The following is a 15312-nucleotide window of genomic DNA, read 5'->3' as shown; positions in this document are numbered from 1 at the left end:
TTGAGATACCACGCAGACAATTTCATAGTGAATCAGATCATCAGTTTCGATCGGTTTCAGCCCCTCACCCCCAGCCCCTCTCCCCACAAAGTAAGGCAAGCAGCACTTGCCTTACTTTGCGGGGAGAGGGGAGCCATGTTCTGTGACGTCGTTCTAGGCCGGACATTCTCGATCGCGTCGCGGCTGATGTACCAAACGGCAGCGTCCTCATTTCCAACGTAAATCAAGTTGCTACTTCCACGTACATCGATCGGCAGACATCCCTTGCAATGCCCGTGGCTAGCCCATCGGCGCACGGATGACGGGGCGATGTCGCCTGCGGCTTGGCGTTAAACGATTGAATCTGTTTTTCCTTTATTTTGGTAATCGTGTGAGCGCGCCCAAGACTTTCCTATCCAGCCTGCTTTCCATTGTTGCGTGGGGCGTATTGGGCGGCGTTGTTGGTCTCGGCGGCGGCTACTTTGCGTTCGTCAAAAAGAAGCCTCGCTTTCATGCTTCGACGACCATTCAGGTTTCTCGGCCTGGTGGCTCATCCGATGTGACGCGACCGACCGACGACTCTGTGGCTGCGGGATCCAGCCAGCAGCAAGCGTCGACCGAAGCGGCAGCGACTGTGGTGGGGCTGGAGGGTTCAGCGGAAGGGGCTGGCGAAGAAGGAGTTGGCGATGATCGGTTGCTGTTTTTGAGCCAAGGGGTAGTGGATTTGGCGGTGAGTGCCGGCGAGTTAAGCAAGCTTTCCGAAATTCGGGAGGCGCAGCAAGTCTCCCAGAAAACGTCGGCTAGCTTGGCAGCGGTCTTATCCCAGAGTGGTCGGGTGCGGATCGACGCGCCCGTCGCCAATTCGATGGGCAATGTTTACGTCGTGCATTGTTTTGCCGACACGCCGTCCTCCAGTCAGCAGATGGCCAATGCGATCGCGGTTGGATTTCAGAAGTTCGTTACAACAGAGGGGACGCAGACCGATTGGCAGCAATCCATTGATGTCATGCGTGAGCTGCTGCAGTATCCGAGTGAACGATTGGTCGACTTGAGAGAGCAGTTGGCGGAGCTCGATGTGCCCACTGACGCAAGTCTTGTGGACGGTGAGGTTATGTCCGTTGCTGCGGAACAACTGCGTCAATTGAGGCCACGCGTTGAGAGCTTGGTGTCCGAACAAGGTGACATGCGTTCGAAGTCGCGTGGGGTGGAGTCGCTGATCAATCAAGGTGCGAGTGCCGAAATCGTCTTGACGGCACTGGGGCAAGTTTCACATCGGAGAGACGCGAGAGATCCACAGCAGGGGACACGCGATGCTGAATTAGCGAAGGCGAAAAAAGCGTATCAGGAAAAAGTTGCCGAGCGACAAAAGGTCGCCGACGAGGTGCGCAGAAACCTGGTCCCGCTGCAGGTGGAAAAGGATCGTTTGTTGAAGCAGTTCGGTGCACAGCATCCGCAGGTCAAGGCGGTCGATTTGCGGATGAGCGACGTGCGGATGAAATTGGACCTGTTGCCGCCGTTGGGTCCAGAGCCCGGGGTCGCTGAGCCCGCGGCTGCCTCTCCATTTCGCCAATCCGATCCGGGGGAGGGCGAGTCAAAAGGACCCGATCAAGATGTCTCTGTCGTTCTGAGTGCCTTGCGGTCTGAGCAACGACAGGTCGACGACGAGCTCAAAGCAGTCCGCTTGGCGGCGGAACAAGCCGCTGCGACGGTGGCAGTGCAACAGCGGGTCTTGGAGGAAGCTCAGCGGATTCGCAAGGAGATCGCGACAGAAGAGGCTCTCCGCGATCAAATCTTGGCGAGGCTGGAAAGTATCCCGGTGGTTGCCCCGGTTGCCGAGACTCGCGTCGAAATCTTGCAAGATGCGATGCCCGGCGAGCAGTCTGACCCCGCCCTGTCACCTCACTTGGCCATCGGAGGAGCAATGGGGGCGGTCTCGGGGCTGATCCTGGGGTGCCTGCTGGTGGTGACGTCGGTCGCGAGAGCGGAGCCTGGGGATTCCGAGTGAAGCCGGAACACCAGCGGAGGCTAGTGCATCGTCCAGTCTTAGAACGTGGGTTCGGTAGATGAGCCGTTTTGGCGTTAGCCACGGTTTTCGTGACACAACCGTGGCTAACGCCAGAACGGCTAACCCCAAAATCAAGACCGGATGATGCACTAGGGTGGCTGCGAACCTCGTCAAATGCGAGGGGATTGCTCCCGGCGTACGGTCTGGGTACTCTAGGAGGTGTGTTCCTCTACTCCCCGCGCCGAGGGGAGATGCTGGACCCAACGAATTCACCGACGCTCAGTAGTGCGTCTAACCTTGAGAGGTGCTTATGTACCGGTTGTCGAAATGTTTGATGGTTGTGTCTGCCGTTGTCGCAGTTTCGTGCTGTGTCCCCGCGATGGCGCAACAACCGCGTGAAGAATTCGCAAACATTGATGCGAATCTCGTAGCGATGGACAACACGGTTCCTCAAGACTTTTATGCGCTGACAGACGAAGGTCAGTTGCGGATTCAAATCGTCTATTTGGAAGGGCTGCCACAGCAGCAACTCGATCGAGTCCGTGTCCGTTTGTTTTCAAAGGATGGCACGAACAAAGTTGCATCGGTCGCTCGCGACGGGCTCGTGCGTCTTGGACACGTCGAATCGGGGCCTCATGGGATTGTGGTCACTGGACCGGGGATCTACGCCGCCGTTGGAGTGTACGTTTCCGAGAAAGCTGCCAATGAAGAAGCAGTGACGCCCTATCAGTTGCCGGTGATCCCGGTCAGCAATGATACCCAGATTCGCGCGTACACAAGTTACATGCCCTATGAGCAGCCGCATTACGACTACCACGATTACGTGGACTTTGAAAACACGACGACTCGCCCCAAACACTTTTACCGAACTCAACTCAGTCAAGACGGCGTGCTGAGAGGTCGGGTCTACGCGATAGCCGGTCAAAAACAGAACTTGGATCGCAATCGGACGGATGTCGTGATCTATCAGGCAGGGAAGCAGATTCAGCGTGTATCACCAGAGGCCAACGGTTGGTTCAAAGTACCGAGCCTGAAGCCGGGGGTTTACTACGTCACTGCAACCAGTTGGCTTGGCTATTCGGCGTTCTCCTTTGAAGTGTCAGCGAACAGTGGCCCCGGTGAGAGTTTGGTTTCGACCACGCTGACGACGTCGGCTCAAGCGACAGAAGCTCCTCTGGAAATCTTGTTGATGCCACGCCAAATCCTTTCATCTGTTCAACAAGAAGTTGAAGCAGACTTGAATGAGCGTAGCGACGAAACACCGGTGGACGATGGAACACCCATCGCCGAAACCGGCGGGATGACTGGCGGAGGTGGAACAGGCGGAGGCGGAACTGGGGGAGGAGGCAGCGGCAGCGGTTCAGGCGGCGGCGGTGGTGGTGCTGCTGGCCTGGCGGCGATCGCGGGAACTGCCGCGTTAGCAGCCGCTGCGAATGACAGCGATGACGGGGGAACTCCAATCGTTCCTCCTGCAATGGCAACCCCCAATACCGTTGAAGCTGGTTTGTCGAATTGACAACCCAATCACCCAGCAACCCCGTAATGGGATTCGCCAGAATTCCGTTTCTCGAGTACGTCAGTCTTTCCAGACTGACCCAAACGCAGGGTATGTCAGCCTAGAAAGGCTGACATCGTCGCTCGACTTTCCAAGTCGATAGCGTGCCCCGGAAAACGTTTTACCATGCTCGAACGTTTTCGTGCGCAGACGCCCCCTCCCTCGCGTTCGCCTAAAGGGCTCTGCTCGACCTCCCCCAAGTTCCTTGAGGGAGGTGACAGTGCGCGTTTAACGACTAGCCGCAGGCGTCATCGCCACCACCAACCGGATTGCACCGCAGAGCCAATCGCCGCTTCCGCCTTCGGCTACGGGTCAAACGGTTCTGGAGGGCGTATGGTTTGTGTTTGGCCGTACGGTGGCGTTCGTTTTCGACTCGGAGAGTCGAACGACTATCGCCGCCACCGACCGGATTGCACCGCAGAGTCAAACGCCGCATCCGCCTTCGCCTTCGGCTACGGGTCAAACGGTTCTGGAGGGCGTATGGTTTGTGTTTGGCCGTACGGTGGCGTTCGTTTTCGACTCGGAGAGTCGAACGACTATCGCCGCCACCGACCGGATTACCCCGCAGAGCCAATCGCCGCTTCCGCCTCCGCCTTCGGCTACGGGTCAAACGGTTCTGGAGGGCGTATGGTTTGTGTTTGGCCGTACGGTGGCGTTCGTTTTCGACTCGGAGAGTCGAACGACTATCGCCACCACCAACCGGATTACCCCGCAGAGTCAAACGCCGCATCTGCCTACGCCTTCGGCTACGGATCAAACGGTTCTGGGTTCACGCGAAGGGACAAATGTTTTCAGGCACAGATGGGTCGGGTAGTAGACGAGAGCTGGCAGGCCAACGAGCAGCGTCGACAACCATGCCCACTGAGGCATCCAGTCTTGAGGCTGCGTGTCATCCATGCCGAACACATAGTTGACATTTCGTGGCTGGTTCGTGAATTCGACGGCGGCGCCTGCCGGGGGCAGGACGAAGAAACAGATCAAGATCAAAGCCCATGCCACGAGAGTCCATGCGGCGAATGCACGGCGATCGTAGCCGAGTCTCACCACGATGTAGATCAGCAGCAGCGGTAGCCAGAAGTGAAAGAAGGACAATCCTCGAGCGAACAGGGAGATCGCGGGATCAAACATGTAGTTGGTCATCCCCGTAACCGGCAGGCCGACAAGTTGACCGAGGAAGTCGACTTGCCAAAGAATCTGCGGGATGGTGATTCCGACCGCAGCCATTGATGCGAAGATCGGGCGTTGAGTCCAGATCGCAATCAGAGCCAGAAACAACGCGACATCGCAAAAATAGAGAAAATTGGTCGGCCCGTATTCTCGCCAGTAGTACGGGGTCAGGATCGCGACGAATGCTGTGTAAGCGATCTTGATCCAAAGAGGAATCGGCTGAGATGGCGTCAAGCGATTTGTCCAGTGTATTTTGAGAATCGACTGTATTTTGAGAATTGACCGGCGGTGATCGCTGCGTTCTACCGCTGGCCAAGGTTTGTTACCGCTAAGTGGTCGTACGCAGCGTGTTCACTCGTGGTCTGGGACAGCTAGAAGTGAGGGTCTGCCGTAGTGGATCTTGTTAAAGATCCAGTAGCGGTGGGATCTTTAACAAGATCCACTACCCTAAAGACAAATTGTCCCAGACCACTAGATCCCTAAAGCGGGATATCATTTCGCGAAAAAGGTTAGCCGTTGACGAAATCAGGATCTGACGCGTCCCGACGGCATTTGGCGTCATGCATCCGTCTCCGTTACGCTTCTGTTGGAGGGGAGTCTGTACGAAGTCGGATGCTGCCTCGCAGAGTGAGAGAAAGCGAAGATGTCCATAGATTTGATGATTGGCGATCGAGCGATGACCCGCGGCCCATTGAAGCCGGGCGGGCAGATTCGCGTGGGCGAATTATGCTTCGCAGCAAGGTCGCAAGGTGAGTGGATCGACAGCAACTCGGAAGTGGAGATCATTGGCGGAAACATGGAACAAGTCCTTGTTCGACCTGTCGAGCCGGATGCTGTTGAGGTTGCGGCCCGTGGTCGACCGCTACCTCGAAAGGGCGAGAACTTATCGTCTGCACCGATACAGGCTCCTCCGTCATGGGTGGAGACGATCCGAGCCGATTGGCTTGGAGGTGTAGGCGGAGCGATTGCCGCGTTGATGATTTGGTTCGGAGGCCAGTCGTTTTCTCCGATGGCGATCAGTGTTCCGGTTGCGGGATTCGTGTGCGGTTGGCTTTTTCGCAAGTTCGTCGGCATCCCCGCCGAGATGGCCGGCCCCTATTCCGATCATCGTTCGGTGGCGCTCGGGCTTGCGTTTGTCATCTCGTTTGTCACGTTATTGGGCGCCGTCGTTGGGCAGCAGATGGAGCCTGCGTTTTTGGGGGTTAGTTTCGGTATGGTTCTTGGGACGGTGACTGCGGGCGCAGCGATTTTCTTGCTTTCCATTTTGGCGCATCTGTGACGCTGTCAAGTAAATCGCTGTGGTTTCGTCTGCATTCATTCGACGATGAAGATGGCTCTGGGTTGTTCAGTCTTTGGGGGTTGTCGTGCTCTGCCCGTGTCTACCACCTCCCCCAAGGAACTTGGGGGAGGTGACAGTGCGCGTTTAACGACTAGCCGCAGGCGTCATCGCCACCACCAACCGGATTACCCCGCAGAGTCAAACGCCGCTTCCACCTCAAACGGTTCTGGAGGGCGTATGGTTTGTGTTTGGCCGTACGGTGGCGTTCGTTTTCGACTTGGAAAGTCGAACGACTATCGCCGCCACCGACCGGATTGCACCGCAGAGTCAATTGCCGCATCTGCCTTCGCCTTCGGCTACGGGTCAAACGGTTCTGGAGGGCGTATGATTTGTGTTTGGCCGTACGGTGGCGTTCGTTTTCGACTCGGAGAGTCGAACGACTATCGCCGCAACCAACCGGATTGCACCGCAGAGTCAAACGCCGCTTCTGCCTACGCCTTCGGCTACGGGTCAAACGGTTCTGGAGGGCGTATGGTTTGTGTTTGGCCGTACGGTGGTGTTCGTTTTCGACTTGGAAAGTCGAACGACTATCGCCGCCACCGACCGGATTGCACCGCAGAGTCAATTGCCGCATCTGCCTTCGCCTTCGGCTACGGGTCAAACGGTTCTGGAGGGCGTATGGTTTGTGTTTGGCCGTACGGTGGTGTTCGTTTTCGACTCGGAGAGTCGAACGATTGAAGATTCAAGATCCCAGGCTAACAACGCAGGCGTTTTCGTCGCCGGATGGACAGAGGGACGATCAGCATTGCTGCCAACGCGAATGCGGTCGATGGTTCTGGCACCGCAGCGACGACGGTGACCGTGCCGCTGATGCTGCTGTCGACGTTGATTTCAAAACCGTCAAAATCAAAGAAGAACGGCTCGAGAAACAAGTCCAATGAGACATCGAACGTGTTGCCCACTGTCAACGCGGGGTCGACGGCACCGAGGTTGTGAACCAACTCGATTTGAGTCAAGAGTCGAGGCGTGTCCACTGTGACAAAGCTCAAGTCGCCGGCTGCGTCGACTGCCAAATCAACGACTTGTAATCGTGTCGGTGATGCAATGGCTGTCGCGGGGACTCCGTCGAACACGGCAGCGCTGGCCGTCGGATCGGGAGCCCCCATGCCGTCATCGGTTCCAAAGAAAACATAGTTGGGATCGAGCAAGAACGACTCGTTTTGCAACGCAGCCAATTCCAACGCGGTACCGGCTTGGGAAGCGATCGAGGTGACATCAAAGATCACGTCGTACTCTGCGAGGTCTTCTGGGGCCGTACCGGAAATCATGACATCCAGCGTGATCGTTCCGCCTGGCGTGACGGTTCCATTTCCGATCTGAACGATCACCTCGGCATGCGCATGATGCCAGTTGGCCAGCGTCGCAAGCAGGGCCGACAGAACGATGAGTTGAAAGGCGGTGCGTGACATCAGGGACCGGGGGGGAATTCAATGAGTCGCAAAACGAAACCGGGATGTTCCAGGAGGGACATGACGGGCAACGTTACAGAATAGTCACACGAACGCTGTTGTCATGCCGATTTTAGGGTTTATGACGTGACGTTCAGGATTTCAGAATTTTGGCGAGGACGAGGCTGGCTGAAAGCGGTAGCCGACGCCGTACACGGTCTCGATGATTTCGGGTGATTTTGGGTTCCGCTCGATGCGTTTGCGGAGTTGGCTGATCGTTTGATCGATCGTTCGGCTGTTGGGCACGTGGTCGTCCTCCCAAGCTTGACGAAACAGATCGCTCCGCGGGATGACTTCGCCGGGCCGATCCGCCAAACACTGCAGGATCCGTAATTCTCGCGGCGTCAACGAGATGGTCTCCGTTCCGCGTCGAGCCCGGTATTCTTTGGGGATCACGTGCAGATCGTGCATGTCGAATTCGTCGGTGCCGAAACCGCATGGAGTGAAATCGTCTGCGGGGACGCAGCGTCGAGTCACCGCTCGAATTCGTGCAATGACTTCCTTGGTCCCGAACGGTTTGACGATGTAGTCGTCGCCGCCAAGTTCCAGCCCGACGACTTTGTCGATCTCTTCACTCTTTGCCGTGATGAACAAGATCGGCATGGTGGGAGCGGTCTGACGAAAGTGTCTGCACAAGTCAAAACCGCTTAAGCCTGGCATCATGACGTCCAAGCACGCGATGTCGGGTGTCTTGGCGTCGAACAAGTCCTTCGCGTGGCGGCCATCGGCTGCTTCGGTAACCTCGTATCCTTCACCCCGCAGGACTTCTGCTAGCGCGGCACGCGTGTTCCGATCGTCTTCGGCAATCAAGATCCGTAGCGTCATCGTTGGCTATTGTTCAATGGGTAATCTGAATTCGAATGTTGCACCTCGATCGCTGGGCACAAGTTTTAACTCGCCGGAGTGTCGTTCGGCGGCGCGACGAGCGATCGTCAATCCAATTCCTGTCCCGCTGGGTGCGTTGATACTATCGTCCAGTCGGGAGAAGGGTTGAAAGACACGGCGGTGGCTTGACGGCGCGATGCCTGGTCCGTCGTCGGAAACCGTGACCACAAGTTGATCCGACACGATCCGTGAGGTGATCCTGCATTGCCCCGCGGCAATTCCGTTTGCCGCCCCCGCGTATTTCTCAACGTTGCTGAGCAAGTTGACGAGAATCATCTCAAAGACATCCGGATCGATCATGACTTGCGAGTCTGACTGAATGTCCTGCTGGATCGAAATGCCGACTGCTGCAAAACCTGGTTCAAACTGTTCGATCGCTTGCTGGATCAGTTCGTTGGGATTCACCAATACCCGACGCACACCACTTCGGTGACCGCTGTCACGAATCATTTCCAGGACACCGGAGACGAGTCGCTGTAAACGACGGCTTTCGCGATCGATCACGGCCAGTCGACGGCCGATCGATTCACGCGATTCATCGTGGGATAGCTTTTGCAAATCCGATTCCGCCAGCTCTGTGTAGAGGCGAATGTTTGTCAGCGGTGTACGCAGTTCATGGGAGACTTGTCCGGCAAAGTTGACTCGACTACGTGCCGACGCCATCTGGCGTTGCACTGATGTTAGCACATAGGCCCCCAACGACAACAAGAGGATCGCGACGGCGGCAAGCGAGGATAGGGTCGAGACCGGAGATTCAGACGGCAGCAGTTCACCGGCCGCGTGGTATTGAAGCTGCCAACTGGACAGTGGCGGTGAGACGTCGCGAGAAACAGTTGGCTGGGTCGTTGCGTCGATGTCGTCACCCCAGCGATAAACGATCCGCTGGGTTTCATCGACCAATGCCGTGAACCCACTGGAGCGTCCCGGCGATTGATCATCTGATTCTGCGTCAGAGGAAATGGAATCGGGTAAAATCGATATCAAGTCCGACATCCAGCGAGAACGTTCTAGCAACAAACCCACTGCGGACCCGTCGGTGCGGCCGAACCAAAGCACCAACTGTGCTCCCTCGTCCATGTACCATACTTGCCACTGATGATCATTTTCGATGCTCACCGGTGCAGTTCTCTGCATCGCGCTTGCGCCGCCTTTGCTTTGCAATACGCGATCCGCAATCTCTTGCGTTGCGTCCTCTTGCGTTGGATCAAACGATCGTGAGCGACCATTTTTGACCACTTTGCCTTTGCCGTCGCTGGTGGCTTGTGGCGATCCAGAGGTCACATCGTAGGAGGACTCCGCCGCTTTGGACTTGGGTCTGGCGTCGACCATTGCCGAGAGGGCCGAGTACAAGAGCAATGCGTCCGCGTCTGCTTCATTTGGCCGTTGTGGAAACAGCATCAATCCGTCGGCGCTGACAAAGATCCCAGTGCGAAGGATCGGTTCGCTGCGCTGCATGTCCTTTAGCAGCGCAATGGCGTTTGACCGCGATGAGAGCGTTTTGCTCAAATCACGGACGTAACGATCAAACCGCTGCTGGATTTCTTCGTCGAATTCGTTCAGTCGTTGTGACAACAAACCTGCCAGATTCCGTTCGGCTTGTTCCCGTCGAGTGCGCATCGTCGAGGTCGTCAGCCAGCCGAGCAAGACCATCGGAGCGGCGACGAGGACGATAAGTGCGAGGAGCAGAGAACGTGGCATGGCCCTATCGTAACTTGTCGCTGAACTCGCCGCAGAAGGTTGGTTGAGTTGAAATTGGGAACGCAAGGGTGAGTCGGTGGGTCGTAACGGCTTGATAATTTAGTCGTAGGTTGGCCACTCTTGGCCGACATTCAACACACAGACGGGCAAGAGTGCCCATCCTCAATCTATCCAAGCGGAAGACGCTACCAAACGCCGTGAGCCGCGACGCGTGAGCGGCCGGATCTTACACGTGCCAAGCATCCACTTCAGTGCGTAACCCGTGGCCTGACGGCCACCGGCTCAGGGCCTATGGCACCACCCAGCGTGCGACAACACAATCATGCTATGCGGTACGCTATCGAGAGCGTCCCGCTTAGAAAGTTGATCGCACAGTCATTTTTCTCGTCTTTACTAGCTCGAAGCGCAAGCGAGTGAATCGTCTGTTTGTGCTTCTATTCACTCGCTTGCGCGTCGTGCTGGTATTTTGCTTGAAATTCAACGTGAAACCATGCGTTCTACGCGGGACGCTCTCTATCGCGTGCCGGCTGATGAAAAATCCAGGCCAGCCGGAAGCTGCCTGAAGTTTGGCGGGTAACATGGATTTCAGTTCCGCGAAGCTCCTTCCGTCGAGCATGCCTCGGCGGAGGAAACAAGTGACGGCTACCCGTGTTCATGTCCCTACTGCCGGCGCAGCTGGTGTCCCCAGTGAGCCTCAGGCGCTAGCCGTGGGCCTAGGCGGATTGTGGTGCCGGCCCACGGCTAGCGCCTGAGGCTCACTTTGATTGCGACAGGGCCTAGGCGGATTGTGGTGCCGGCCCACGGCTAGCGCCTGAGGCTCACTTTGATTGCGACAGGGCCTAGGCGGATTGTGGTGCCGGCCCACGGCTAGCGCCTGAGGCTCACTTTGATTGCGACAGGGCCTAGGCGGATTGTGGTGCCGGCCCGCGGCTAGCGCCTGAGGCTCACTTTGATTGCGACAGGGCCTAGGCGGATTGTGGTGCCGGCCCACGGCTAGCGCCTGAGGCTCACTTTGATTGCGACAGGCCCACGGCTAGCGCCTGAGGCTCACTTTGATTGCGACAGGTGGAACAAAAACATTGACAAAAATTGCAGTGTCAACACTAATCTTTGACCAGTCCGGGGCAAGCCCGACGGAAGCAATGAATGAATCCAGGCCAACGACGGAATTGTCGATGCGACAATCATCCGGGTACATGTGCAGACGGCTCAGAATGGGTCGAGGCCGAAAGGATCTTCTTCTGATACGATCTCGCGCTCAATCGGTTCTCTCTCCTCCGCTTGATTCGTCGCCTTGTCGTTGGGACTTTCCAGTTGCCTCAGTTGCAGATAGGACCCCGTCATCAGTCGGTCTTCTTTTCCTGGGCCGGCCGCCACGACGATCGCTGATTCCGAGAGCAGGCCTTTGTCCTTGACGTTGATCGCGACGCATCGGGTTTGGCACAGACCACAGCCGACGCAAAGGTCGGGCATCACGAGCGGTGCCAAGAACCCAGTGCCTTCGACCGGTTGGCCATTGGCATCCAGTTCGATGCCCACCTGCGTGTACTCGATCGCGTGATAGCCGGCTGCGTTGCATTCTTGGACGCACAAGTCACAGGCCTCGCGTCCTGCCATCGGCAAACAAGTGTTCTCGTTGACCTCAGCCAGCCCCATCCGCGCGACACGTTTTTCCTCGATCGGCAGCGCGCGGATGGCGCCAGTCGGGCAGACTTGTCCGCAAGCATTGCAGCTCGACTCGCAACCGGCCCAATCGGCGTTGACCATGGGCGCCCACAGCCCCTCCAGTCCTTGCTCAAATCCCTCCGCCTGCAACACATTGTTTGGACAGGCCTTGAAGCATTCACCGCAGCGAATGCACATGTCCAGAAACTCGCGTTCTGGGACGCTGCCGGGGGGACGTACCAAGTGCAATGCGTCGGGCGAATCGAGATCGGCGCCAAAACCCCTGGTGAGACCTGCAACTCCCACGCCGCCGACAGCGGCTGCCGTTGACCCGGCAGCGAGTGACAGAAAGCCACGGCGACCGAGCGGCGTTTCGTTGGTCGGCGGGCTGCCCGCGATCTTGAGCTGAACCAAGTTGCCTCGCTCAACAAACTTGATCGCGTGCGTCGGGCAGACGCCTCCACACGTTTGGCACATCGTGCAGTCGGTCGTGCGTGTCGTAAAATCAGGCTTGATCGCATCGAACGGGCAGATCTCCACGCACTTGTTGCAGTTGATGCAAGACGACTCGACTTTACGCTCCGTTGCTCGGAACAGGTTGCCCAGCGAAAACACCGCGCCGCTGGGACACACGTATTTGCACCAAAACCGTGGCCGCAAGAAACCGAGGCACAGCACTGCTGCGAACAGCACGAGAGAGAACACGTGACCCCAGTTCATTGCCGGGATCAAGTGCCAGCCGCGGGTGAGCCCCGTTTGCAGCGGGTCCACCGCAAACAGCATCGCGCGCGTGATCACAGGGATCGCCGAAAAGAATCCAGAGACAAGTACGCCACAGACGGCTGCGATCAAGGTACCGGCCAACAAGTAATACTTGATGTGCACCCACCAGCCATCGTCGGGTACTCGAAAGCGTTTGGTTCTGCCTGCGATGGCCCAGTCGAACAGATCGATCGTCGTTCCCAAAGGGCACAGATAGCCACAGAATCCCCGAGGGATCAGCAAACACGCGACCAAGATCGCGGCGGCGCAAACGAGCGACCAAACCCAGCTCCTGGACGCGATGGCGGTCGAGAGACTGACGAGCGGATCAATGATCAAGAACGTCTCGGCGGGAATGATCTCTTTGCGACTCAGGTTGTCCGCATAGTGTGACGGCCAAGCCGTGGAGTCTTTCTCGTGGATGGCAAAGTCGGCCAGGGGAGAGAGCATCGCGTCGAGCATCTCAGGTGTGACCGCGCCGATCGGTGCAAGTCGCACGCCGTCGGTGGAGCCGTCCACAATGGTGAACCGTCCGATGGGCTGTGAGTCTGAACCAAAGAGAAAGACCCCCGTGTCTGATGGCTGAAGCCAAGTTGGCAAACCGGTCTGTTTCGCCGCGTTGTCCGAGTTTGCGTTGTCCGAGTTCGGTTTGTCCGAGACAAGTAGCACCGCGCCCGTGTTCTGGTCGATGTCATTGATCGCCCAACCCGCGGACACTTCGCCGGGCGTGGCAGGCCGCGAATCGTACGGCCAGCAGACGTACAGGAACAGAACCAGGAAACTCAGCAAGCAAATGCTTTGCACGATCCGGCGAACGGGCGAGGCGAGCCAAGTGATTCCGAGCCATCGCAACGCTTTACGAAATCTGCCGCGTTGTTTGGTGGAGCGGTTGGATTGCCAACTCGCGGGGACGAGTCGACGGAGCACGCGACCGGGAATTGAATGCGACGGGGAGTCGGCCGATTTTGATCGGCGCAGCATGGGCACGAACCAGTCCAACCGAAGCAACGCGTTACTACGGCCGCGATCAAATCGCGTCAGGGCATAGAGCACCGCGATGGCAACAAGCGTGAGAACGATCACGACGGGCAACACGGTATTCATGGCTAGCAGATACGGAGGACGGGCGAGCTGCTGCCCTAGGCCCCTGGAACGCCAGAGCTCGTGACGAATCAGGCAGCACGCGAGGTTAGTCGCTGTGATTTCTGACCCGATGATACCGACAATCCCAACAGGGCGCGTAGGCTTTCGATCCGCATCGGCTTACTCAGCACCCAATCGATGCCGCCGCGTCTTGCGTCCTGAATCGACTTGGCCGTGGGAGCCGACGTGATCCAGGCGTGATGAGCCTTGGGGGACCGCATGGCGGACATTCGCAGATTCCACATCGCGCCGGTTGCACTTGAGGCTGCGGAGTCGTCCCACCAGACGGCGTCGAAGTTTCGACCGGTGTTCTGGTGCTCGTTGCGATACCACACCACGCTGGCACCCGAATCGGCGACCACCTCCATCAACGCGTCCGCAGCCGCATGGCTTTCGGAGACGATCGCAAGGCTGTGTGGCGTTCGACCCGATGCCGATTTCGCTGAAACACCGCATCGCTGCAGTTGAAACGGCAAGATCTGATTCCACGCGTGCCAGTAAAAGGTCTGACCGTCAAACGATTCGGAAACGGAGGGACGCTGTCCGGCGCACAAGGTGCCCATCATCAGAAACCGCTGCGGAGCGATGGGCAGTTGCCAGCCCAGTTCGCTAAGCAGGCTCCATTGCGGCGTGTTCGATGGAGCGGTGCAAGCAGAATCGTCGGGGCAGGCGATGAGCACGGCACCAAGCTGGCCTGGCATTCGATGCAACGCGTCTTCGATGTCGGAACGGACCGCGATCTGGGATGCGTGCTCCGAACAAAACTCAAACGCATCGCAAAACTCCGCCGTTTCATGGGGACCGATCCACAACAGAGTGTCATTTGTTGATAGGCCATCCGATTCAGAAGACTCGAATCGATTCACAGTCGTTGTGTTTTGTCCGCTAGCCATATGGAATCCATTCGTGGTGTTGAATCAGACCGTTTCCAATGCTTCTTCTGCAGCATGCATGCACTCCCAAGCTTCGGCCGCTGAGCCAGCGGCGCGTAGCTGGGTGAGCAGATTGTCGCTCGCGATCAGTCGGCTCAAGGTGGAAAGAGTACGAAGATGGACAGAATCGTCGTAAGAGCAGATCAGAAAGAAGATGTCGGTGGAATGCCCGGTATCGCTGAACGGGATCGGCGAATGGGTCACCCCGAGCGCGACGACCGTGTCAGAAAGAATCGATGTCTGAGGGCGCCGAGGGTGCAACAATGCGACACCGCAATCGAGAGCCGTGGGGTGCATGTTTTCGCGTGCTTTGACAGCTTCGGCCATTGCCGGGGCATCCCACATCAAGCCCGACCGTGTGGCGACTTCGCACATGTTGCGGATCACTGAGCCGCGTGTTCTGGCCGACAGCGGTATTTCGATCGTGTCCACCGTACACAACTGATGGATCGGTTGTTGGTCCGTCTGTCGGCCGGTGACTCGGTCGACCACCTTTTGCATCTGCCCCAGATCCTCCGACTCGGTGGCTCCGATCCGGTCCTCCAACCAGTGGTGAATGTCGGCTTCGTTGAATCGCCATTGACCGGAGACCTTCCGCCCCGGAATGGTGCCACGCAACGCCATCTTCTCGACTTTGTCAGGCGTGATGTGGAGATACTGGGCAAGCTGGGCGAGGTCGAAGTCTTCCATCGAACGGATGTTTCGGTGTGGGTTGCGGGTTTGGTTTTCAGCGG

The 15312-nt window shown here is 57.5% G+C and carries 10 protein-coding genes; 3 read left to right on the top strand and 7 right to left on the bottom strand.

The window, feature by feature from the left end; translation table 11 throughout:
• Positions 1-370 precede the first annotated feature (370 nt).
• Both Pla52nx_RS14770 and Pla52nx_RS14765 read left to right on the top strand, forming a co-directional pair.
• Positions 371-1984, top strand: a complete 1614-nt coding sequence (locus Pla52nx_RS14770) for a hypothetical protein (protein ID WP_146520934.1) — start codon at positions 371-373, stop codon at positions 1982-1984.
• A gap of 379 nt (positions 1985-2363) precedes the next feature.
• Positions 2364-3500 (top strand): hypothetical protein, encoded by a 1137-nt coding sequence (locus Pla52nx_RS14765; protein WP_231742081.1) that lies wholly within the window; start codon positions 2364-2366, stop codon positions 3498-3500.
• A 792-nt stretch (positions 3501-4292) separates the two neighbouring features.
• On the opposite strand, the gene Pla52nx_RS14760 is transcribed toward Pla52nx_RS14765, so the two are convergent.
• The gene (locus Pla52nx_RS14760) at positions 4293-4940 is read right to left on the bottom strand and encodes a hypothetical protein (protein WP_146520935.1); all 648 of its coding nucleotides are present in this window, start codon (positions 4938-4940) and stop codon (positions 4293-4295) included.
• 409 nt (positions 4941-5349) lie between these two features.
• Here Pla52nx_RS14760 and Pla52nx_RS14755 point away from each other — a divergent pair, with 409 nt between their 5' ends.
• On the top strand, positions 5350-5985 hold the full coding sequence (locus Pla52nx_RS14755) for a hypothetical protein (RefSeq protein ID WP_146520936.1): 636 nt from the start codon (positions 5350-5352) through the stop codon (positions 5983-5985).
• A 755-nt stretch (positions 5986-6740) separates the two neighbouring features.
• Here Pla52nx_RS14755 and Pla52nx_RS14750 read toward each other — a convergent pair.
• From Pla52nx_RS14750 to Pla52nx_RS14725, 6 genes are all read right to left on the bottom strand, one after another.
• Positions 6741-7454, bottom strand: a complete 714-nt coding sequence (locus tag Pla52nx_RS14750; protein ID WP_146520937.1) for a PEP-CTERM sorting domain-containing protein — start codon at positions 7452-7454, stop codon at positions 6741-6743.
• 141 nt (positions 7455-7595) lie between these two features.
• Complete coding sequence (locus tag Pla52nx_RS14745; protein WP_146520938.1) at positions 7596-8318, bottom strand: response regulator transcription factor; 723 nt, start codon at positions 8316-8318, stop codon at positions 7596-7598.
• Positions 8319-8324: 6 nt separating this feature from the next.
• A complete protein-coding gene (locus Pla52nx_RS14740; RefSeq protein ID WP_146520939.1) occupies positions 8325-10076 on the bottom strand; it encodes a sensor histidine kinase in 1752 nt (583 codons plus the stop codon).
• Positions 10077-11285: 1209 nt separating this feature from the next.
• Positions 11286-13607: a 4Fe-4S binding protein gene (locus Pla52nx_RS14735; protein WP_146520940.1), complete on the bottom strand. Its 2322-nt coding sequence runs from the start codon at positions 13605-13607 to the stop codon at positions 11286-11288.
• A gap of 68 nt (positions 13608-13675) precedes the next feature.
• A complete protein-coding gene (locus Pla52nx_RS14730; protein WP_197454713.1) occupies positions 13676-14539 on the bottom strand; it encodes a hypothetical protein in 864 nt (287 codons plus the stop codon).
• 24 nt (positions 14540-14563) lie between these two features.
• On the bottom strand, positions 14564-15268 hold the full coding sequence (locus Pla52nx_RS14725; RefSeq protein ID WP_146520942.1) for a PTS sugar transporter subunit IIA: 705 nt from the start codon (positions 15266-15268) through the stop codon (positions 14564-14566).
• Positions 15269-15312: the final 44 nt, after the last annotated feature.

Source organism: Stieleria varia, assembly GCF_038443385.1.
Taxonomy (GTDB): Bacteria; Planctomycetota; Planctomycetia; order Pirellulales; family Pirellulaceae; genus Stieleria; species Stieleria varia.
The sequence above is the reverse complement of the archived record's forward strand: the minus strand, read 5'-3'. Positions and strand labels throughout refer to the sequence as shown.

Coding starts and splice junctions, on each gene's coding strand:
- Pla52nx_RS14755 (WP_146520936.1), top strand. CDS start 5,350: ATGTCCATAGATTTGATGATTGGCGATCGAGCGATGACCCGCGGCCCA.
- Pla52nx_RS14735 (WP_146520940.1), bottom strand. CDS start 13,607: ATGAATACCGTGTTGCCCGTCGTGATCGTTCTCACGCTTGTTGCCATC.
- Pla52nx_RS14750 (WP_146520937.1), bottom strand. CDS start 7,454: ATGTCACGCACCGCCTTTCAACTCATCGTTCTGTCGGCCCTGCTTGCG.
- Pla52nx_RS14730 (WP_197454713.1), bottom strand. CDS start 14,539: ATGGCTAGCGGACAAAACACAACGACTGTGAATCGATTCGAGTCTTCT.
- Pla52nx_RS14740 (WP_146520939.1), bottom strand. CDS start 10,076: ATGCCACGTTCTCTGCTCCTCGCACTTATCGTCCTCGTCGCCGCTCCG.
- Pla52nx_RS14745 (WP_146520938.1), bottom strand. CDS start 8,318: ATGACGCTACGGATCTTGATTGCCGAAGACGATCGGAACACGCGTGCC.
- Pla52nx_RS14725 (WP_146520942.1), bottom strand. CDS start 15,268: ATGGAAGACTTCGACCTCGCCCAGCTTGCCCAGTATCTCCACATCACG.
- Pla52nx_RS14765 (WP_231742081.1), top strand. CDS start 2,364: ATGGCGCAACAACCGCGTGAAGAATTCGCAAACATTGATGCGAATCTC.